The organism is Mesorhizobium sp. BHscii (assembly GCF_053848065.1).
The window spans coordinates 414,912-435,109 of sequence record NZ_JBSPKW010000002.1 but is presented as its reverse complement, the minus strand read 5'-3'; the positions used below and the strand labels follow the sequence as shown (position 1 = coordinate 435,109).

Below are 20,198 nucleotides of genomic sequence, written 5' to 3'. Positions count from 1 at the left end.
TTTCGAGGTTCTGGTGAAAAAGTTGCTTGCCGCCCTTCTCATGCTGATCGTTCTTTTCGTCGTCGCCGGCGGAGCGGTCTTCTTCCTGTCGCGCGAAGAGGCGACGGTTCCGATCGCGGAGACCTATGGCCCCAACCCGACCCTGCCGGAGCCCAATCCGACTTGGCTGCCGACCGTCCATGTCGCCAAGGCCGCGCCATGGCCGCAGGGCACGAAGCCGACGGCGGCCCAGGGATTTGCAGTAAACGAGTTTGCCGGCGGGCTCGACCATCCGCGCTGGCTATACGTGCTGCCAAACGGCGACGTGCTGGTGGCCGAGAGCAATGCCCCGCCCAAGCCGGACGAGGGCTTCAGAATACGCAGCATACGCAGCTTCTTCATAGAGAGCTTACGCAGCATACGCCGCTTCTTCACAAACCTCTTCCAGAGCCAGGCCGGCGCGCAAACGTCTAGCGCCAATCGCATCTCGTTGCTGCGCGATCAGGATGGCGACGGGGTGGCGGAAACCAAAACGGCCTTCCTCACCGGGCTGTTCTCGCCATTCGGCATGACGCTACTTAACGGCAAGCTCTACGTCGCCAACGCCAATGCAATTGTGGCCTTTCCCTACCAGGAGGGCGCGACCGAGATCACCGCACCGGCGGAGAAGATCGTCGACCTGCCTGCGGGGAGGAACCACCACTGGACCAAGGACATGACCGCCTCGCAGGACGGCACGAAGCTCTATGCGACGGTCGGATCCAATTCCAATGTCGGCGAGAACGGCTTGGAGGAAGAGGAGAACCGCGCCGCAGTGCTGGAGATCGATCTCGCTTCGAAGCAGTCGCGTCTCTTCGCCTCCGGGCTGCGCAATCCGAACGGCCTGTCCTGGAATCCGGAAAGCGGCGAACTCTGGGTCGCCGTCAACGAGCGCGACGAGATCGGCAGCGACCTCGTGCCGGACTACATGACTTCGGTGAAGGATGGCGGCTTCTACGGCTGGCCTTACAGCTACTACGGCCAGCATGTCGATAATCGCGTCAAGCCGCAGCGGCCCGACCTCGTCGCCCAGGCGATCAAGCCGGACTATGCGCTCGGGGCGCACACGGCTTCATTGGGACTGACCTTCAACACGGCCGACCTGTTCGGTCCTCAATACAGGAATGGCGCGTTCGTCGGCCAGCATGGCTCGTGGAATCGCAAGCCGCGCAGCGGCTACAAGGTGATTTTCGTGCCGTTTACCGGCGGCAAGCCGTCAGGCCCGCCTCAGGACATCCTCACCGGCTTCCTGAGCGAGGACGACAAGGCCTTTGGCCGTCCTGTGGGAGTGGCGATAGACCGTCGCGGCGCCCTGCTGGTGGCGGATGATGTCGGCAACAAGGTCTGGCGGGTCGTTCCATCTCAGACGCAATCGGCACTTTGAGCGGTTCGTGCTGCCGGCGACCCGACGAGGGAAGCGATACGACACCACTTGCCATTGCCTGTCGGGCACGGTGTTCCGGGCGCCGATCAAGCCGAAAATCAAGCTGTCGGCACCAGTCCGCACCCGCGTACACGCCGGACCCTCTGGCGCATACGATCGGCAAGAGAAGCGAGCGAGCCTTGCGCCGTGCGCGTCCCAAGAACGGATTGCAGGACAACGCCCTGCGTTGCGAATTTGTGCTTGAACGACTCTGCGCCGCACAGGAAATCGACCGTGCCCAAGCCGTGATCGATCGACCACCGTATGTAGTCCATCATCAGGATCATGCCGGGCGACGCCTGGCTGAAATCCGGATCGAAAGTGGTCACGAAGGCCATCATGGTGTGGTGCTGGACGAAGTTGATGGAGACTGCGACCATCGCGCCATTGCATTCAAGTACGAAAATGTGCAGCACGCCGGCGCGCGCCAGCGCCTCGACGAGTGCGGCGAGGACCGGCGCTCCCTCTTCGAAAAGTTGGGATTCACGCTTGCGCTCCACCAGCCATCTGCGCTTCAGGGCAGAGAGGCGGTCCAGTACCGGCTGTAGCGGCTCGTCTGGCGCAAGCAGGCGAAATTTCATTTCCCCCGCTTCTTCCAGCGTCTTGACGCCGCGCCGATAGTTCTGCCGCGTCTTTTTCGATTGCTCCGCGAACCACGCGGCTCCGCTCTCCCATTGTCCTGCGACGCGATAGCTGACTTCCTCTCTGTGATTGGGGCGAAGCCTGATCCCGCCGGAGGTATCCGGAGTGAAAATTCTGCGGACCGCCGCACCCGGCAAGAGATGATTGAGAAAGGCAATATCGAAGCCACCGGCTTCACAGATCCGGGCCCATACGTCCTGCAGCGCCGATGAGGAGCATTCCGGAGCAACGAGAATATCCCCGTAATCGGTATAGCTGCCGGCCGCCCATTCGAGAAACCGCAGGCCTTTGCGCTTGCCGATCGCCATCGGAAAGACGGCAACGAGCCTGTCACCATTCCAGACCAACCCGATCCGCAGCGCGCGCTGGTCACGGTCCGCTACGGTACTCCACCATGCCGAAATCCAGGCATGGCTCTGAAAGATCAGCCCATCGGTGCGATGCCAAAGATGCATCCAATCGGCTTCGATCGCAGCCAGGCGATCCGCCGAGCGGACAACTTCCAGGCGCTCTGCGCTCGAAGCGTCAATCGAAACAATGGTGTTCATGAAGGGGAACGATCCTGTGGCTGTGCGATGACATCGAGACGCCTCTGGAACAGTCTGGCGACATGCCCTCCCATCTTCTTGAGCGGCAGGATGTAAAGCCCAAAGAGCGATTGATAGTCGCGCACATCGCGATCTATCAGGCCAAATTTGAGGTCTTCATCCGGATCCGGGACAAACTGCGTCCCGAACAGGCGATCCCAGAACGAAAACAACAGGCCAAAATTCTTGTCGTAGTGGCGAGGGTCGATGCTGTGGTGCACCTGGTGCCAGTGCGGACACAAGATGATGTTGTTCAACCGGCCGAAGGAAATCTTGAAATGGGTATGGCGAACAAAGTCCATCATCAGGATGTTGCGAATGACATAGACGTTGATGCCGAAGATAGCGATCTCTACAGGATCGAGCGCGATCAGGCTCCAGATGCCGAAGCATATCCCCGGGATGATACCATCCCAGATACGGTTCATCAGATCGTCCAGCGGATGAACCCGATCCTTGGTGATTCCCACCATCACTTCGGCCGAATGATGCACTTTGTGCAATTCCCATAGGAACGGGAAGTGGTGTTGGGCGACATGGTAGAGATAGTACGAAATGTCGTAGGCGATCAGCATGGTTGCCGTGAAGATGACGATCGTCACCGGTCCGGCCGGGCCGTCGATGAGCGGCGCCTGGATATCAAGGAGCCAGCCGATTGCCTGGTGCGTCCCATAGCCCACGGCGGCAACGAAGGTGACGCCGGCAGGGATGAGCAGGAAAGGCATTATCGCCCGTTTTGTGACCCAAAATAGGACATCCGCTCGCGCCGACGGATGCAGGATGACTTCCGCCGGGAAAGCGAAATCGAAAAAGTCCCTGAGGGACTTGTGCTCGACAGTTCGCCAGTAAGCGACCACCGCGCTCCCCAGTGCCGTGAGAAATAGGAGGCCGAGCGTCACCAGATTGACGTTCGAAAGCTTTTCCACAATCACTCTGGCGAATTCAGAAAACATCGGTGCGGTGGCTCCTGGGCCGTAAAATGGCTACCGGCGAATTGCGAAGCAAAAAACTTGCCAAACCCACTGCATGTTGCCCGCAACCAGGTGGCTATTGCGGCTGCAACGAGCAAAAGCATGCCGGATTTGCGCCAGATTAGCAGTTCAACCGTAACAAAACGCTAAATGTCGGAACGTAATTAATCTCGAATACGGCCGGAACAGCGGATGGCCCGCTCTGCTGCTGCGCCGATCGCTATCGTTGCGACGGTGGGATTGCCGCGAGGTGGATCTTAATTCCGTCTTCGCCCACTTCGCCGTGCCAGGCGATGCGTTCGGCTGGCTGCCTGGCGCCAAAACGCGGTGAAACCCAGCCGCCCTGCCCCGGTGCGCCGCCGCCGGCGCGGATGTCGACCGCAGCGTCCGGAAACCGAATGGTCATCAGCGGCTCGTCGCCGCGCAGCACTATGATCGTGCTTCCGTCTCGGTTGGTGCCGAGGCCGGCTGCGAGTTGAAAGACGACCTCGGCCACGCGCCTGCCGCCGAGCAGTTGGTCGGTCACGACGATCCCGTCGGCCTGGTGCGTCACGGTGCGCTGATGCACGACACCGAAGCGGCTTCTATACCCGTCATGCCGGGCGCGCAGCTTCCAGTGCGTTCCCGGCTCGCTCTCCACCAATGCCGCAACCGCCTTGTGCGACCAGTTGAACATCCCGGCGATGATGCTTTGGCTTTTGCCCTCGATATTCAGCGTGTTATGCGCCGGTGTCGAGCGGAACCAGTCGCGCCAGACGCCCCCCGAACCGTAGAGCCAGGTGCCGGGGTCGACCAGCACCGGCTCGCCATCGATGCACAAGGTGAGCGACAGCGCGTCGGCATGGCCGTGAGCCGCTATCGAGAGATAGCCGAGAGGGCCGTGGTCGAACGTCAAATCGATGCTGCGGCCATTCATCTCACCGCGCCAGACGGAGAGCCCGCCTTGCGTGAACGTTTGCAGCCCGTGCGACGCCGGTGCCGGTTCCGACGGCCTGCCAAAGAAAAGCGCCCGAAAATCGTGTGGCGCCGCCGCGTTGCCCGGCATCTGTAAAAAGCCACGGATGGCGGCGGCGACGGATCGGACATAGTCCGGCTCGTCCCCGAGCGTCAGCACGCGACCTTCATCGTTGTCGCCAAAGCCGGCAGCTGGGGAGAGCCAAGCGACGAAATTGGCAAATGCGGCCAGACGCGCTTCGACGGGCGAGGGAAACGGCGTTCCGGCCTGGCGTGCCGCAGCGGCGCACAGCAAAATTAGTTCGGCGGTGAAGGCCGCATATGTCGGGGTCTGCTCGGCACCGGCGCCATCGGCGAGAATCTGCTTGCGCGCCTCAGCCAGGAGGGCGCCGCGGACAGCGTTGGATTCGGTCCCCAACGCCAGGCCGATCAGATACTCGCCAGCCAGTTCTGCGACGAGATGGTTGTTGGCGGACGAAAATCGAGAAGGGAACCGCGGCAGCCAATAGGCGCTTGCCGCCAGTATTTCACCCACTTGCTGCCGTGTCGCCGCGCCTAATCGGTCGCCGACGAGGTCCATGGTGACAATCAGGCTGATGGCTCGCAGCGCTACTTCGATGCCGGAGGCCCAGCAAACCCCTCGAAACGGCGGATTGGCTGAATGCCAGCTGTCGATCGCCGCCTCTATGGCCATCCGGGACTGGTCGTCGCCGGCGAGAAGCAGGTGGGCGCCCAGTGGCGGCAACTGCTGCAGCCGGTTGATCTCCCAAACGTATTTAACATCGCCGCGGCCGCCGCCATGGCGAAAATCGATATCGAAAGTATGGGCCTCGGGACCCGGCCAAAGCCTGCCGGTCACCGGATCAAGGCGCCAAAGCTCGGGAGGAAACAGCCGATCTCGATCGCGCCGTGGCCATGTTCGCCCAAGTGCGGAAAACTGGCCCCCAAGCGTGTTTTGCGCCGCCGCCGCTATGGCTTGCCGTTGCTCCGGTGTCGCAGCCAGCGCAGCATCGCGCAATGCATGCAGCACCGGGTGCAACTGGGGCGAAGCGTAACGCTCCCAACCGTCGTCGCGGCGGCGCGAAGCGATCCTTCGACGCTGCTCGCCCAGCCGGTGCAACACCTCGGCCGGCTCCATGCTGCGCAACCGGTTGATGTACCAGCCGACTCTCATACGCTCTCCGCCAAGGTTTCGATTCTTATATACCATGCTGTCGAAAAGCCGCACGACGGCAATCCTCCTTTTCCGATCCTGCGGTTAATATCTCCGACCATGATGCGGAGAGTGGCGATGAGAAGGATGGCGTGGGTTGCAGCGTGGGTGCTCGGCATGGCGATAGCCGCCAACGCTGCGCCGATCCAGCTCCAGCGCGGCGTCGGCGTGCATGAATGGCTCAACTGGTCGCCGGTCGAGGACGATGGATCCTACAGTTGGCCGCCCTATCGCAGCGAGGAGGAGTGGCGCGCTGGACATAGGCCGCTCACCGATTGGCCGGATGGCGAAGTGTTTGCGCGCATTCGATCGATGGGCTTCGACTTCGTCCGGCTGAGCGTCGACCCCGGCCCTCTGCTTGCCAGCGAGGGCGCCAAACGGCAGCAGGCGCTGGACATACTTGCCGCAGCGGTCGAGCGGGTCACGTCGGCCGGCCTTAAGGTGGTTTTCGACCTGCACGGCGTCACCCAGGTTCCGGCCTACAGCATGGAGATGATCTATGACGGTGCCGACAGCGAAGGCGTTGCCAGCTATCGCGAAATGGTTGTGGCGGTCGCCACCATGCTGGCCAGGGTTGGCACCGACAAGGTAGCCTTCGAGCCTTACAACGAGCCGGCATACTACCCCTGTGATTCGAGCGGCAGCGATGACTGGCAGCGGATCATGGCAGACACGGTCCGCGATATTCGCGCAGTCAGCAGCGAACTCACCATCGTCGCAACAGGCGCCTGTGGCGGCAGCATTGCCGGGCTGGTCAATCTCACCCCGGGCTTTGACGATCCGAACCTCTACTACAGCTTCCATATGTACGAGCCGCACAGTTTCACGCACCAGCGGCCCGACGGGACAGGCGCCTTCGCCTCCGGCCTGCCCTGGCCGGCCGACAGCAGTACGCCCGAAAAGGTGACCGAAACCCTTAAGGCGCAGATGGACGCCGCCGGCCTGAGCCCGGTCGAGCAAATGATGAACATGGTCGCGGCCCGTGAAGCAATCGCCCGATATTTCGAGCACAATTGGGGCTCGAGCCAACTCGAGGCGAGCTTCCGTCAGGCGGTCGACTGGGCGGAGGCGCATGGCATTCCAAGCCGACGGCTCTTCATGGGTGAATTCGGTGTGATCCTCATGTCTGCGGACGGCCGCATGGGCGCATTCGACGCCGACCGTCTGCGCTATCTCAAGGCGGTGCGCCAGCAGGCGGAACGCTTCGCGATACCATGGTCTGTCTGGGAATTCTCCAATCCCTATGGGATGACCGTCATCCGGCCCGAAGGGCCTGCGGTCCCGGACCAGGAGATGTTGCGGGCACTGGGCCTGCCGTAGCCATGCGCCTCTTGACGGATGAGCAGCCGGGCGGCAACGCCAATCCTGTCCCCGCCACAAGCTAGTGATCAATCACGCGACGGCAAGAGCTGCCGTCTCCGCGGCAACCGTCGGTGGCACGTCATTCAGGACCGGCAGATTCTGATCGAACCGGTCAAGCCCCCGCCTTTGAAACACCTTGGCGGCTTTCTCGGCGATCCGGTTCGTCGGCAACCAAGTGTTTAATACATTCGTCGTAAACAGCGTCGCGAACACGCGCGCCCAGGGAAGAGATGATGTGCGGAATTGCCGGCTGGATCGGGCCGAGAGTCGAAAACCCACAATATCGGGCCGCCGGAATGTCCAACGCATTGCGGCATCGTGGCCCCGATGCCGAAGGCACCGAGTTCTTGGACTTGAACACCGGCGGGAACCAATTGGCATTGGTGCATCGCCGCCTGGCGATTATTGACTTAAACGCCGATTCAAATCAGCCGATGCATATCGACGACGGCCGTCTCAGAATTATTTTCAACGGCGAAATATACAACTATATCGAGTTGCGCCAGGAACTGATCGGCCTCGGTCATCATTTTCGAACGCGCTCCGATACCGAGGTGCTGCTCAGAGCTTATGATCAGTGGCACTTGTCCGTATTTGACCGATTGAGCGGCATGTTCGCTTTTGCGCTCTGGGATGCTCAGAGGCACGAATTGATCCTCGGCCGCGATCCCTTCGGCAAAAAGCCCCTTTACCTCATGGAAAGCGAAAAATTGCTGTCGTTTGCCTCGGAGATCAACGCATTGTTGTCATCGCAGCCAAACGCGCAGCAGCTCGATCTGGACGCTGTGCACGAGTATCTGCGCTGGCGTTACGTGCCTGGACCGCGCACGCTTTTTAAACAAATCCGCAAACTCAACCCCGGAAGCTATGCCGTTTGGTCGCAAGGGACCGTGACGGAAACGCGCTATTATACGCCTCCAGATCAAACCGATCTGACCGAGGACATCGACGACGAAACCGCCAAGCGGCGATTTCTGGAACTGCTCGACCATTCCGTCGAGATCAGAATGCGCAGCGATGCACCCTTTGGCGCCTTTCTCTCCGGAGGCCTCGACTCGTCAGCGATCGTTGCCCTGATGACCAAGCACAGCGACAAGCCAATTCGTACATTTTCGGTCGGCTTCAGCGAACCGGCTTACAGTGAACTTCCATTCGCCCGACGCGTCGCCGATCATTTCAAGACCGATCATTGCGAACTGGTCATTGAGGCGGACGACCTGATTGACCACCTGCCCAAGTTGATTCGCCATCTGGGGGCGCCTGTTTCACAAAGTTCGGACATTCCAATTTACCTGATGTCGGAGCGAGCCTCGCAGGACGTCAAGATGGTGCTCACAGGGGAAGGGGCAGACGAGATTCTCGGCGGGTATCCCAAACATCGCGCGGAGTCACTGGCTGGAATCTACCGGTCGCTCGTTCCAGCCTTGCTCCACAACAATGTCCTCGCCCCTCTGATACGCGCCATGCCTGGCGCATCGGCCAAGTTCGATACATTTGCCCGAAGCGCGGGCGAAAGGGACTTTGCCACTCGGATGATCTCCTGGTTTGGGGCCATGACAGCGCGGGAACACGGTCGCCTCATCGGTGCGCCGGCCAATTGCCGCAATGAACGCAACGACTTCCCGTTCTCCTCAAGCGCGAAGGCATCCCATCTTCGCCGCGCGCTGTTTTTCGATCAGACATCGTGGTTGCCTGACAATCTCTTGGAACGAGGCGACCGGATGATGATGGCCGGTTCAATCGAAGGAAGAATGCCGTTCCTCGATCGCGATCTGGTTGCGTTCGTCAGCAAATTGCCCGATCGCTACAAGGTGGGTTGGCGGAAGGGTAAGCTGATCTTGCGCAACAGCATGGCCAACATGCTTCCTGAGGAAATTCTCAACCGCCGTAAGGTCGGGTTCAAGGTGCCCGTCGCCGAATGGTTTCGCGGGTCAATGAGGAGCTACGTGGACGACCATCTTTGCTCCTCTCAGTCCGTCATTCGCAGCTATTTGAGCGCCAAACACCTTGATCAAATCGTCTCGGAGCATACCAGCGGTGCCGCAGACCACGAAAAGCTAATTTGGGCGCTGTTGAATTTGGAGATATTCCATCGCGAATTTGAGCTTGGAGCGCCGCAGTGACGCCAACGGGATCGATATTGCGCTCGACCCGCAGCTGCTCGTCTTAGGCTCACCTGCGCGGCGCGCAAGCTCAGCGTCCACGTTTACATAGGATGGCGTCAGCGCTTGACCGATTGAGCTTTTAACGCGACCGACCTCCAGACGTCGCAGATCGCGCCGACGAAAGGTACGAGCTCAAGCCGTTCCCGATGCACGGCCATCGCGGCAGCACCAAGCCTGGCTCTCAATGCCGGATTTTCGACCAGCCGTGTCAGCGCCTCGGTCAACGCCGCAACATCGCCGGGCGGCACCAGCAACCCGGATTGCTCGTTGGCGATGATGTCCTCCACGGCGCCGACAGGCGTCGTCACTACCGCGAGACCTGCAGCCATGCCTTCGATGACCGAGACGGGCAGATTTTCGGCAAAGGAGGGCAGCACCAGAATGTCCGCCGAAGCGATCAGCGAAGCGACCTCGTCAGGCCCGACCCAGCCAGGAAGGGTAACGCGCTCGGCAAGGCCCAGTTCGGCCGTTCTCATCCGTGCCGCCTCGACGTCGCCATCGCCGGCGATCGTGGCGCGCCAGCTCTTGATCGGCTCCATGCAGTGCAGCGCATCCAGCAATTGCGGGACGCCCTTGCGGGCGCCGATGCGGCCAAGGAACAGGAGATGCACATGGTCGCCGCCACCGACATGCGCCAAGGATGGAACCGCCGTGGCGTTGGGAACGATGACAATCTTGTCGGCCGCCCCCGGTGCCCGGCTGGCGACGAAGTCGCGCCATAGCCTGCCCAAGACGATCACCCGACCGGCACGCTCGAACAGAGCTTCGATGCGGCGGCTCATGAAACTGCGATCGTCTTTCCAGAATGTCTCGTACTGCGCCCCATGCAAATGCAGGACATAGGGTATCGACAGCAGCCGTGCGCAGGCGGCGATCACCATCTTGCGATAGGTGCTGCCGGAAACCGATATGTTGATGTGAATGACATCGGCGCGCTTCGCCAAACGCGCCGCGAGCATCCGCAAGCAAAAGTCAAACATATAGAAGATCGAAAACGCGACATGCCCCGAGCCGCGGCTGGCAAGGAAGCGTACATCGATGTCGGCGATCTCCTGCCGCTCGAACTCCTGCTTCAGCGCCCCCATGATGCGGTCGATACCACCCTGCCCCGAAACGCCCGAAGGCGTCGCGACAAGGACATGGACTTTTTGATTGTGGACCGGACGCTGCAACATGACTCCATTCGGAACGACAAGGCAAAGGTTTCAAACAGGGTTTACGACGAATCCGTTAGTTCAAACTGAATCTGTTCACCCTTTGCCGTCATCGCGCTGGATTTTCCGCCGGTCGACGGTTAATCGAAGGTGAATTTTCCGGGGACAACTCTTTGCTGCTGCGCTCCACGCTCATCTATGCCCCGGCGATCCTGCTGACGCGGATTTCCGCGCTGCTCCTGCTGGTCATCGTGACGCGGCTGATCGATCAGACCGAGTATGGCCTGCTGACCCTGGTGGTGACCGTGGGCGAAATGACAGACGTTGCCGTCACCAACTGGCTGCGCATCGCTTTGCTCAGGCTTGGGGGCAAAGGCGACGTCAGCCGTGGCAGCCTGATGCTGGCCGGGCAGGTGTTGCTTGCCAGCACGGCCCTGGCGCTGATCATATCCGTGGCCGCCTCCGCAGTGATCGTGCCGGAGCGCTGGGTCGAGTTCGCGATCGCCGTCTGCAGCTACCTGATCGCCGGTTCCATCGGCCGCTTCGCGTTGACGGTGCTGCAGATGCAGCAGCGTCATTCGGTCTATTCGACCCTCGAGTTCCTGCGCGCCGTGCTGCAACTCGCGCTGCCGATCGGTGCCATCGTCATGTTTCAAGATTCGTTTCTGACGGTATCGCTCGGCTCGAGCCTCGGCGTGCTGATTGCCGGTATCGTGGCAGGCATCATGGCATCCCGACGCGTCGTTGCCGGTCCGCCACGCTTCACCCAAAAGGAGTTCTTCGTCCTCGGCGTGCCCCTGGTCATCATGGCGCTGGTAGGCTTCGGCCTGCACAGCGCCGAGCGTGTATTCCTCAAGATCTATTACGATGCCGGCGCAGTGGCGATCTTCGCCGCAGCCTATGCACTGGCCCGCCAGCCCATTGATATGGTCGCCAATTCCATCAACATGGGCGCCTTTCCCGAGGTGGTCAGCCGGTTCGACGACGACGGTCCTGCGGCATCGGGCCAGCTGCTGTCGCAATTGATGGCCTTGATGATGCGCCTTTGCCTGCCGGTCGCAGCAATGCTGGTCGCACTCAGCAGCGATATCACGCAGCTCCTGCTGCCCTCCGAATATCACGGCCGTTTCGGCCTGCTCTTTCCGATCATCGCCTTCAGCGTGCTGTGTGCCAATCTCGCCAGCTTCGTCTATGGCACCGTGGTGCACGCGCACAAGCGGCCGTGGCTGCTGATCATCGCCAATTCCTTCGGCTCGGTGGCGACAATCGCACTGTCCGTGCTGTTGATCCCTCCGATGGCGGAGGTCGGCGCTGCTTTGGCGCTGGCGGGCGGATCGCTGGCAGGCCTTTTAGCCTGCATCATCATCAGCGAACGGCTCACGCCGGTGCCGGTGCCATGGCGCGACATCGGCGTTTCGATCGTCATTTCGGTCTGCACGGGGCTGGCCGCCAGTCTTGCCAGCGCTCTTCTCGGCGATATGCCGGCCATCTTCTCGCTCGTCGCGGGCGGCACCGCTGGCGCAGTGGTTTTCTTCGGGCTGACCTGGCTGTTCTATCCTGCCGCCGCGATGCAATTCATAGCCAAGCTGCGGGCGCGGCTACGGCTCGCATAGACCCGTGCCGTAGTCCTAGAAAAAGCGGTTCCGACTTCGGGCCAAGGCTGTAGCCCCAGGCGGCCGCCCGCTTGTTGGGGGCAATCGTTACTTACTTATAGATCGACCTTTCGGCGTCCCCGACGGCCCCATAACTCCCGGCACAGCAGCGCTGCGTAGGCAGTGTTGGTGTCATAGTAGCGGCGCCACAAGCGTCGCGGCTCCTGTGCCACGCGAAACAACCACTCCAGACCGGCCGCTTGAACCAGTTTTGGCGCCCGGGCAACCTTGCCGCCATAGACGTCGAAACTGCCGCCCACGCCCATGACGAAACTCGGAGTGAGTTCGTCACGATAGCGCTTGAGAAAGCGCTCCTTGCGCGGCGTCGGCATCGCCACCAACAGGCAGTCGGCGCCCGAGGCGTTGATCGCCTCGACGATGCCGGCCTCGTCTTCCGGCTTGAAATAACCATTGCGCATGCCGGCGACGACGAGACCCGGATGATCCCTGGCAAGTCGCATTCTAACCGCATCGAGAACGGATTGTTCTGCGCCCAGGAGGAAGAGCCTGTAGCCCCGCGTGTCGCAGAGGCTCAGCAGATTGATCATGATGTCGACACCCGCTACTCGCTCCGGAAGCGCGACGCCGCAAAGACGCGCCCCCCAAAGCACGCCGATGCCGTCGACGTTGACTACATCCGCCGTTGCCACGTCCTCGTGCAGTTCGGCGTTGTTGCGCATGTTCACAAGCTTGGCGACATTCACGACCACATGATGCAGCGGCCGCCGCAGGGCCATCGCCTCATCGGCGATGGCCAGCGTCTCGGCCATGGTCAGCGCATGGATCGGCGCGCCAAGGAATTCCCGGCGCCGTGACGCCAATAGGCGATGCTGCGCCCATGCTGGGTCGTGCGCGTTCATGCGGCCTCCTCGGCACTTGCAGGAAGTGCCAGGTGTTCGAGCGCTGATTTCTTGCCTTCGATGCGGGCGTCGGGCTTGCGTGCTTTGCGCCAGGTCCACAAACCCCTTGTGTCGATGAGCTTCTTGTCCTTGAGCGCTTCGGGATCAACCAGATTAAACTGCCGATGGTCGACCAGCAGGACGACGATATCGCACTGGTCGATGGCGGAAAGCGCATCGGTAAAGACGATGCCTTTACCCTCGAGTTCATGCGGCAGCCTATTTGTGTTGGGTTCGGCCGCGATGATCTTCAGGTTGGGAATATCTGACAAAAGCTTCACCACCTCGACAGCCGGACTCTCGCGCATATCGTCGATATTGGCTTTGAAGCTGAGGCCAAGACAAGCGATCGTCTGCTTGCGGGAAGGATCGAGCAAGGCTTCTATATCTCTGACCACCGACAATGGACGCTCGGAATTGATCCGGCGTGCCGAAGCCATCAGCCGCGTGCTGTTAGGCGCGGCATCGATGATAAAATACGGATCGACCGCAATGCAGTGGCCGCCGACGCCCGGGCTCGGCTGCAGGATGTTCACGCGGGGATGCCGGTTAGCGAGATCGATCACCTCCCAAACGTTGAGCGACAGATCCTGGCACACTGCCGCAAGCTCGTTGGCAAAGGCGATATTGACGTCGCGGAACGCGTTCTCGGTCAGCTTCACCAGTTCCGCGCTTTCGGCCTGGGTCGTGAACAGGTCGCCGGCAACAAAGGTTGAATAGAGTGCTGCGGTGCGTTCCGACGACTTGCGCGACAGTCCGCCGATCGACCGATCGTTGTTGATCAACTCGGTAAGGACCTTTCCCGGCAACACGCGCTCAGGCGAATAGGCGACCAGGACATCGGCCTCTTCGCCATGCACCAGAGGAAATTTGAGATCGGGCCGCAATTCGGCAAGCAGTCCCGTCATGATGCGCGTCGTGCCGACCGGCGATGTCGATTCCAGCACCACAAGGTCTCCCCGCTTCAGCACGGAGGCGATGCTTCGTGCCGCCGCGAGCACATAGCTCACGTCAGGCTTGTGGTCCTCGGTCATCGGGGTCGGCACTGCGATGACAAACGCGTCCGCCGGCTGCGGCGTACTGAATGCCCTAAGCTTGCCGTTGGCTACAACCTTCTGGATCAAACCATCGAGGTCCGGCTCGACGATGTGGATTTCGCCGCGATTGACCTTCTCGACCACCGCTTCGTTGACGTCGATACCAATGACGTCGAGCCCTCGACTGGCGAAGATGGCACAGGTCGGCAGGCCGATATAGCCCATGCCGATAACGGAAACGGTTTTGATCTCAGCCATGATGCAGCAATTCCTCAACGATCCGGTTACTGGCCCGGCCATCGCCATACGGGTTGTGTCGTTCCGCCATGCCGCGATAGGCATTCTTATCGTCGAGCAGGCTGTTGGCATTGGACAGGATTTTTTGGATATCGGTGCCGACGAGACGGGCGGTACCCGCCGCAATCCCCTCGGGCCGCTCGGTATTCTCGCGCATCACCAGCACCGGCTTGCCGAGCGATGGCGCTTCTTCCTGCACCCCGCCGCTATCGGTCAGCACCAGGTAGCTCTGCTTCTGCAGGAACAGGAACGGCAGATAGTCCTGCGGGTCGACCAGGTGGATATTCGGCACGCCACCCAGTTCTGCGTTGACCACCGAGCGCACGTTGGGATTGGGATGGACCGGATAGACGATCTGCACGTCCTCGCGCACCGCCAACCCCTTCAGCGCCGTGCAGATGCGATGGATGCCGCCGTCGAAATTCTCACGGCGATGGCCGGTGACCAGTATCATTTTCTTGGCGGGATCGAGGAACGGGAAATCGGCGGCGAGCTTGGCGCTCATCGACTTGTCGGCGTCGATCGCGCCGGAAAAATGCAACAGCGTGTCGATCACCGTGTTGCCGGTCACGAAGATGGTGTTCGCAGCCTTTCCTTCGGCGATGAGATTGTCGCGCGCCTGGATGGTCGGCGCGAAATGCCACTTCGCTATGTCGCCGGCAATCTTGCGGTTCAGTTCCTCTGGAAAGGGAGAGTTGATATCGTGGCTGCGCAATCCTGCCTCGATATGGGCTACCGGGATGCGTTTGTAGAAAGCAGCCAGAGCCGCAGTCATCGCCGTGGTCGTGTCGCCTTGCACGAGGACGATATCGGGCTTCGCCTTCTCCAGCACTTCGGCCATGCCCAGCAGCACGCGCGAGGTGACGTCGAACAATGTCTGGCCGGGCTGCATGATGTTGACGTCGTGATGCACCGGCAGGCCGGTCAGTTCGATGACCTGGTCGACCATCTCGCGATGCTGGCCGGTGATGCATGTCTCGGTAACTAAACCCGGATGGGCAAGCGCGGCACGCACCACCGGAAAGCATTTGAGCGCCTCCGGCCTCGTGCCGAACACGATCAGCAATTTTTGCCTGACCGGCAGTTTCGGATGTGAAAGGACGTTCATTGCTGATCCTGGTCGCCAGAAGGCGTCGCGACCTGCTGATTATTCACCACAAGAGCTATACTAGCTGCAGAAGCCGCCTTCGTGACCTTAAATCTTAATATATGATTAACAGACAAGCCCGCGTTCTCCCCGGTAACTCTTATGAAAGCCTAAACCGATAGGTATCCTGGCACAGTAGTCTTGAAAAAGAACATATTCGATTGACTAATATTTTAATTATCGGCCACACCATCGGATCTCGGCGCTGGGAAAATGAGCTCCTGGTACGGTTGAACGCAGCTAGTCACGTGGTTTCGAGCTGCCGCGCGCCGACGCCTGCGCCGATCGCACGCGGACTGGATATTGTGCTGGCGATGGAGAGCCGGCGCTTCGGTCCCTCATTGGCAAGCCGCTCCGAGCCGTTGCAGTCTGGCGGTTCTGGTCCAGCGGACCTTGTAATCGATCTCACCGGCACTGCCGCTCGACGAGGCACGCCTGTCCTGACGCTCGAATTTTGCGGCCACAGCACCTTCCCCGCCGGTGTGGCCGAGATGCTGGCGAGCGGGCGATTGCCCGAACTTGCCGTTCGCCTCGACGGCGTCACAGTCGCCAGGGGGCGACCGATGATCAGCGACCGGCTCTGGCTATCTCGCAGCTGCAACGACCTGCTCGCTGGGGCCATCTCGCTGGTTGCGCAAAGCGTCGCCCGTTTTTCCGCGGGCGAACTTGTGCCAGTAGTCGATAACCCGGCACCGATCCTAAGGAACGGCGGTTTTGTCCGGCATTATCTGCCCTTTTTCTGCAGGGGGTTGGTCGATCGCGCCGTGCAAAAACTCAGACGTGGAACGCGCCCCTTTTATTGGCAGGTCGCCTATCGGCTGATCGACGGGTCAGGTGTCGCAGAAACCGGGCAACTTGACGGTAAGCCGTTCACCGTCCTCCCGGACGATGGCCAGCGATTCTATGCCGATCCATTCGTCCTCGAGCGGGATGGCCGCCACTATCTGTTTGTCGAGGAATTTCCCTACGCTACGGGTCGCGGCGTCATTTCTGTCGCCGAGCTGGGCGAAGATGGCATCTTCGGTGTGCCGAGGGTGGTACTGGAGGAAATGCACCACCTGTCGTATCCGCAGGTGTTAGCTCAGGCCGGCGAGATTTTCATGATTCCGGAAAGTGGGGCGGCGCGCGAGCTTGTGCTCTACCGCGCCGCGCAGTTTCCGGATCGCTGGGTACGCGACACCGTGCTGATGACGGACAAGGATTTCAATGACGCCACGCTGCTCGAATTGGATGGGCGCTTCTGGCTGTTGGGGACGGAGCGGTTCGGTTACGGCAGCGCGTCGGATACGATGACGGTCTATTCCGCACCCTCGCTGCGCGGGCCGTGGGTCGCGCATGCGCTCAATCCCATCGTCGTCGATCACTCGGCCGCTCGGCCCGGCGGCGCCTTTATTCGCCAGGGTGACGCCGTAGTTCTGCCGGTGCAAAACGGGTCGAAAGCCTATGGCGGCGGTCTCGGGTTGATGCGGCTGGATAGGCTTGACGATTTCGACGTCCGTTTTGCGCCGCCCCGCCCGATCGGCCCGGGGCCGGCATGGGCCCGCACGGGCATTCACACGCTTAATCGCGCAGGCAACGTCGAGGTTGTGGATAGCGCCGGCTGACGCGTCTGGAGCCTGTGCTTATCCGAGCCGATCCGGTTTCGGCTCGGATGCAGCCGCAGCCGACGATGTGCTCTTCGGCCGGTTCCTATACGGCGCGTTTCTATAGGCAAGCAGCAGCACCACGATAATTGCGATCTCCGGCGATTTTGACGAGAGCGCGTTGTTCGACAGCGCAGCAAGCAGGAACGTCATGGTGCCGATCCATGCCGGCAGCGGCGCCGCGCGCAGCAGCCGAAAAATGAACCAGAATACCAGCATGATGAAGAGCACGGCTATGGGCAAGCCGAAGAGCATGATGATGACCACCGGCGCGCTCTCGATGTAGGGCAGATGCAGCTTCTCGTTGACGATCGCCAGCAGGTCGTCGACGTTCATGCCAAACAGGATGTCTTTCCAGCTAACAAGTCCGAACACCTGGTAGATCGTCACCCGAGCCATGAAATTTTCGTCAAAGATCGTGTTGCCGAATCGGTTCAGCAGTCCGCCCGAAAACAGTATGGCCACCAGCACTGCGCCGGCCGCCAGGGCGAACAGCAGCACGACAGACTTGGCCTGCCGCTGATGCTTGAGGGTCAGGCGCGGCCAAGGCACGAACATCAGCAGAATGAGGGTTTCTCCGGCAGCTAGCAACAGGGCGGCGCGAGCGCCTGACGCAGCACAACCGACGAGCAATACGAAGATCGCCAGCACCCGCACCCATATGCGCCAGCGCGTCAGCGGTACGAATCCGATGACAGTGGCGCAGAGCGCGCCTAGGGCCAACGGGTGCGCCGATAGCCCGATTGGCCTGAACTGCAGTTCGTTGAGACCGTAAGGCAGAAATCGATGTTGAGTCACCGCTTCGATCGTGCCCATCACGGCACTGAGGATCACCATTCCAAGCACGACGTCTCCCAACGCCCGCCGTACTTCCGCGTTCAAGGCCAGCATCAACAGGCCTGCGGCGCCCGCCACCAGATAGGTATCGATGATGAACCCTGAGGAGCCCGCACGGCCGGTGATGAACAGATACGGCACCAGCGCGAAAATCAGCGCAGAATAGAGCAGCAAAGCCTTGAAGATTCCAATTTCGTCGCCCTGCAGCAGAAACGGCCTGCTGAAAAGAACGAACGGAAGCAGCAGAAAGATAGCATAGGTGCCGAAATGCAGTTTCTCGTAGAATGAACCACCGTCGGCCGTATAGTCGACGACCATGTTCATAATCTGCGGTGAAACCGTGAAGCGGAGCAGGAACGCCAACGCAGCGCATAGGAAAAACAGAATCGACAGCGCGTTCTGACGGCGCGCCTGGCTGGACAGCAATCGTTCCGATGCGGCAGCGGGATAGCTCATGGCCCATCCAAATGCGAGTATTCAAGCGGCATTCTGGCCAACGAGATCCATTCAAGGGACCGCCGAACGGACGCGGCGTGTGACTCGGCAAAATATGCCAACTTGGAAAATGAGATGTTAACGATCTTTCTGTAGTGCTGGCCCGCGTAGCGAATAACAAGAGTTAGCACCATGTCCGCCGCTTCCGGCACAACCCCTCCCTCTGCAGCGGATTCCGATATCAGCGCACTCGAGCGGATCGCCAATGCACGGCGCGCCAGCAGGGCAAGGCTGCAACAGGATGCCCCAGTCATGGCACGCACCTCCGCCCCTGTCACTCCGCACACGCCCGAGCCTGTCCCGACGGTGACGCTCGACAAGATCGGCGATTTCCTTGAGCTCGATTTTCGACGCCTGTTTGTCTGGCTGCGTGCCGGGCTCGTCTTGGCATTGATGCTGGCAGTGGCCGGCGGCGTCATCGGCGCCGCCTATGGGTTGCTGAGCAAACAGCGTTATACCGTTACGACAGAAATCCTCATCAATCCTGCCAATTTGCAGGTTGTGGAAAACGATCTCTACTCGCAGCCGGGCCAGGTCGACAGCCAAATACTTAACGCGCGCAGCAAGCAGCGCATCTTGACCTCGGGCAACGTGCTTGCACGGGTAGTGAACGAACTCGGTCTAGCCAGGGATCCGGAGTTTTTCGACCCGGACCAGAGCTCCTCCACGTCTGGTGCTGCAGCGAGTGGCGCCAAGTCCGATCCGAAGCTTATCGCCCAGAAAAGCCTGGCGGAGCGGGTCAGCGTCGCTGCGGATGAAACGTCGTTCGTCACAACCCTCTCGGTATCGGCAGAAACCACCGGCAAGGCGATCCTGATCTCGCAAGCCATAGTGAAGGCTTTCCAGGACGAACTGGCCAAGGCCGAAGCTGCTGGTGCCAGCCGTGCCGCAGCTGCTCTTGAGGGCCGGCTCGGCCAACTCAAGCGCGACGTGCAGGCGGCCGAAGAGAAGGTCGAGAGCTACAGGCGCAGTCACAACCTGTCCTCCAGCAATGGCCAGCTTGTCAGTTCGCAGACGATGACGCAGCTCAATAGTGAAATTGGAGAGGCGCAATCGCGCGTCATCGCAGCGCAGGCAAGTTACGACGCCTTGGTTGCCGCCGGTGTCAATGGAGCCAATCCCGACCCCGCGGTTTCGGCAGCACTCGCAGCACTGCGCGACAAGGCAAATAGCCTGCGGCAGCAAATCGATTCACAATCCATGACCTTTGGTCCGCGCCACCCGACGATTGTCCGGCTTAGGACAGAATTCGAGACCGTCAGTTCTCAACTCAAGGCAGAGTTCGCCCGCACGGTCGGCACCGCAAAAGCCAACCTGGATAAGGCCAACGCCTCATTGGCTTCTCTCAGCGCCAAGATGAACGATCTGAAGAACAATGTTTTCACCGACAGCGAGTCCCAGGTCGCCCTGCGTGAACTGGAACGCGACGCCGCCTCGAGGAGGGCGGTCTATGAAAGCTTCCTGTCTCGCTCGCGCCAAATCACCGAGCGCGAGCAGATCGACACCACGAATGTACAGGTGATTTCCACCGCCGTGCCGCCACCGGGACGCTCGTGGCCGCCCCGCACCCCCCTGATGGCAGGCCTGGGAGCTTTCGCCGGCTTTGCGCTGGGCATGCTGCTGGCCATTGCCATGGGCATCGTTCGCGACATGCGCCAGCCGACGAACCGATCAGGCATCGACGTCAGCCGAGCCTGAATCC

Annotated in this window: 15 protein-coding genes; 6 read left to right on the top strand and 9 right to left on the bottom strand. The window is 60.7% G+C overall.

Features of this window, described 5'->3' with window-relative positions:
- Window positions 1-40: 40 nt before the first annotated feature.
- A complete protein-coding gene (locus tag ACWTU7_RS04875) occupies window positions 41-1,402 on the top strand; it encodes a PQQ-dependent sugar dehydrogenase (protein ID WP_455837989.1) in 1,362 nt (453 codons plus the stop codon).
- 98 nt (window positions 1,403-1,500) lie between these two features.
- Here ACWTU7_RS04875 and ACWTU7_RS04870 read toward each other — a convergent pair whose 3' ends face one another.
- The 3 genes from ACWTU7_RS04870 to ACWTU7_RS04860 all read right to left on the bottom strand — a co-directional run bounded on the left by ACWTU7_RS04870 (window position 1,501) and on the right by ACWTU7_RS04860 (window position 5,769).
- The gene (locus ACWTU7_RS04870) at window positions 1,501-2,391 is read right to left on the bottom strand and encodes a GNAT family N-acetyltransferase (protein WP_455837690.1); all 891 of its coding nucleotides are present in this window, start codon (window positions 2,389-2,391) and stop codon (window positions 1,501-1,503) included.
- Window positions 2,392-2,627: 236 nt separating this feature from the next.
- A complete protein-coding gene (locus ACWTU7_RS04865; RefSeq protein ID WP_455837691.1) occupies window positions 2,628-3,623 on the bottom strand; it encodes a sterol desaturase family protein in 996 nt (331 codons plus the stop codon).
- Between the two features lie 238 nt (window positions 3,624-3,861).
- Window positions 3,862-5,769, bottom strand: coding sequence for a heparinase II/III family protein (locus ACWTU7_RS04860; protein WP_455837692.1), 1,908 nt, complete (start codon window positions 5,767-5,769; stop codon window positions 3,862-3,864).
- Between the two features lie 117 nt (window positions 5,770-5,886).
- Here ACWTU7_RS04860 and ACWTU7_RS04855 point away from each other — a divergent pair, with 117 nt between their 5' ends.
- Window positions 5,887-7,128 (top strand): glycoside hydrolase family 5 protein, encoded by a 1,242-nt coding sequence (locus tag ACWTU7_RS04855; protein ID WP_287337637.1) that lies wholly within the window; start codon window positions 5,887-5,889, stop codon window positions 7,126-7,128.
- Window positions 7,129-7,200: 72 nt separating this feature from the next.
- Here ACWTU7_RS04855 and ACWTU7_RS04850 read toward each other — a convergent pair whose 3' ends face one another.
- Window positions 7,201-7,479, bottom strand: coding sequence for a hypothetical protein (locus ACWTU7_RS04850; protein ID WP_455837693.1), 279 nt, complete (start codon window positions 7,477-7,479; stop codon window positions 7,201-7,203).
- Here ACWTU7_RS04850 and asnB point away from each other — a divergent pair.
- Entirely contained in the window at window positions 7,467-9,293 is a 1,827-nt protein-coding gene (gene asnB / locus ACWTU7_RS04845; RefSeq protein WP_455837694.1) for an asparagine synthase (glutamine-hydrolyzing), read from the top strand. The genes ACWTU7_RS04850 and asnB overlap by 13 nt on opposite strands.
- A gap of 98 nt (window positions 9,294-9,391) precedes the next feature.
- Here the strand turns inward: asnB and ACWTU7_RS04840 are convergent, their stop codons facing one another.
- Window positions 9,392-10,510 carry a glycosyltransferase family 4 protein gene (locus tag ACWTU7_RS04840; protein WP_455837695.1) on the bottom strand — a complete coding sequence of 373 codons (1,119 nt, stop codon included), beginning with the start codon at window positions 10,508-10,510 and terminating at the stop codon, window positions 9,392-9,394.
- 152 nt (window positions 10,511-10,662) lie between these two features.
- On the opposite strand from ACWTU7_RS04840, the gene ACWTU7_RS04835 reads away from it, so the two are divergent.
- Complete coding sequence (locus tag ACWTU7_RS04835) at window positions 10,663-12,102, top strand: lipopolysaccharide biosynthesis protein (RefSeq protein WP_455837696.1); 1,440 nt, start codon at window positions 10,663-10,665, stop codon at window positions 12,100-12,102.
- Between the two features lie 95 nt (window positions 12,103-12,197).
- Here ACWTU7_RS04835 and ACWTU7_RS04830 read toward each other — a convergent pair whose 3' ends face one another.
- From ACWTU7_RS04830 to wecB, 3 genes are read right to left on the bottom strand one after another with little or no spacing between them, the layout of a single operon-like run.
- Window positions 12,198-13,001, bottom strand: coding sequence for a WecB/TagA/CpsF family glycosyltransferase (locus tag ACWTU7_RS04830; protein ID WP_455837697.1), 804 nt, complete (start codon window positions 12,999-13,001; stop codon window positions 12,198-12,200).
- On the bottom strand, window positions 12,998-14,335 hold the full coding sequence (gene wecC / locus ACWTU7_RS04825) for a UDP-N-acetyl-D-mannosamine dehydrogenase (RefSeq protein WP_455837698.1): 1,338 nt from the start codon (window positions 14,333-14,335) through the stop codon (window positions 12,998-13,000). Before wecC ends, ACWTU7_RS04830 begins: the two co-directional genes overlap by 4 nt.
- A complete protein-coding gene (wecB, locus tag ACWTU7_RS04820) occupies window positions 14,328-15,482 on the bottom strand; it encodes a non-hydrolyzing UDP-N-acetylglucosamine 2-epimerase (protein WP_455837699.1) in 1,155 nt (384 codons plus the stop codon). The genes wecC and wecB overlap by 8 nt, the downstream gene beginning before the upstream one ends.
- Before the next feature lie 200 nt (window positions 15,483-15,682).
- Between wecB and ACWTU7_RS04815 the strand changes: the two genes are divergently transcribed.
- Window positions 15,683-17,125 (top strand): glucosamine inositolphosphorylceramide transferase family protein, encoded by a 1,443-nt coding sequence (locus ACWTU7_RS04815; protein ID WP_455837700.1) that lies wholly within the window; start codon window positions 15,683-15,685, stop codon window positions 17,123-17,125.
- An 18-nt stretch (window positions 17,126-17,143) separates the two neighbouring features.
- On the opposite strand, the gene ACWTU7_RS04810 is transcribed toward ACWTU7_RS04815, so the two are convergent.
- Complete coding sequence (locus ACWTU7_RS04810; protein WP_455837701.1) at window positions 17,144-18,457, bottom strand: VpsF family polysaccharide biosynthesis protein; 1,314 nt, start codon at window positions 18,455-18,457, stop codon at window positions 17,144-17,146.
- Between the two features lie 171 nt (window positions 18,458-18,628).
- Here ACWTU7_RS04810 and ACWTU7_RS04805 point away from each other — a divergent pair, with 171 nt between their 5' ends.
- Window positions 18,629-20,194 (top strand): GumC family protein, encoded by a 1,566-nt coding sequence (locus tag ACWTU7_RS04805; RefSeq protein WP_455837702.1) that lies wholly within the window; start codon window positions 18,629-18,631, stop codon window positions 20,192-20,194.
- The last annotated feature ends 4 nt before the right edge of the window (window positions 20,195-20,198 follow it).

Excerpts from the sequence above, each read along its gene's own strand:
- ACWTU7_RS04805 (WP_455837702.1), top strand. The coding sequence starts at position 18,629 with ATGTCCGCCGCTTCCGGCACAACCCCTCCCTCTGCAGCGGATTCCGAT.
- ACWTU7_RS04870 (WP_455837690.1), bottom strand. The coding sequence starts at position 2,391 with ATGGCGATCGGCAAGCGCAAAGGCCTGCGGTTTCTCGAATGGGCGGCC.
- ACWTU7_RS04830 (WP_455837697.1), bottom strand. The coding sequence starts at position 13,001 with ATGAACGCGCACGACCCAGCATGGGCGCAGCATCGCCTATTGGCGTCA.
- ACWTU7_RS04855 (WP_287337637.1), top strand. The coding sequence starts at position 5,887 with ATGAGAAGGATGGCGTGGGTTGCAGCGTGGGTGCTCGGCATGGCGATA.
- ACWTU7_RS04865 (WP_455837691.1), bottom strand. The coding sequence starts at position 3,623 with ATGTTTTCTGAATTCGCCAGAGTGATTGTGGAAAAGCTTTCGAACGTC.
- ACWTU7_RS04850 (WP_455837693.1), bottom strand. The coding sequence starts at position 7,479 with ATGCGTTGGACATTCCGGCGGCCCGATATTGTGGGTTTTCGACTCTCG.
- wecC (WP_455837698.1), bottom strand. The coding sequence starts at position 14,335 with ATGGCTGAGATCAAAACCGTTTCCGTTATCGGCATGGGCTATATCGGC.
- ACWTU7_RS04875 (WP_455837989.1), top strand. The coding sequence starts at position 41 with ATGCTGATCGTTCTTTTCGTCGTCGCCGGCGGAGCGGTCTTCTTCCTG.
- ACWTU7_RS04810 (WP_455837701.1), bottom strand. The coding sequence starts at position 18,457 with ATGAGCTATCCCGCTGCCGCATCGGAACGATTGCTGTCCAGCCAGGCG.
- ACWTU7_RS04840 (WP_455837695.1), bottom strand. The coding sequence starts at position 10,510 with ATGTTGCAGCGTCCGGTCCACAATCAAAAAGTCCATGTCCTTGTCGCG.
- asnB (WP_455837694.1), top strand. The coding sequence starts at position 7,467 with ATGTCCAACGCATTGCGGCATCGTGGCCCCGATGCCGAAGGCACCGAG.
- wecB (WP_455837699.1), bottom strand. The coding sequence starts at position 15,482 with ATGAACGTCCTTTCACATCCGAAACTGCCGGTCAGGCAAAAATTGCTG.
- ACWTU7_RS04860 (WP_455837692.1), bottom strand. The coding sequence starts at position 5,769 with ATGAGAGTCGGCTGGTACATCAACCGGTTGCGCAGCATGGAGCCGGCC.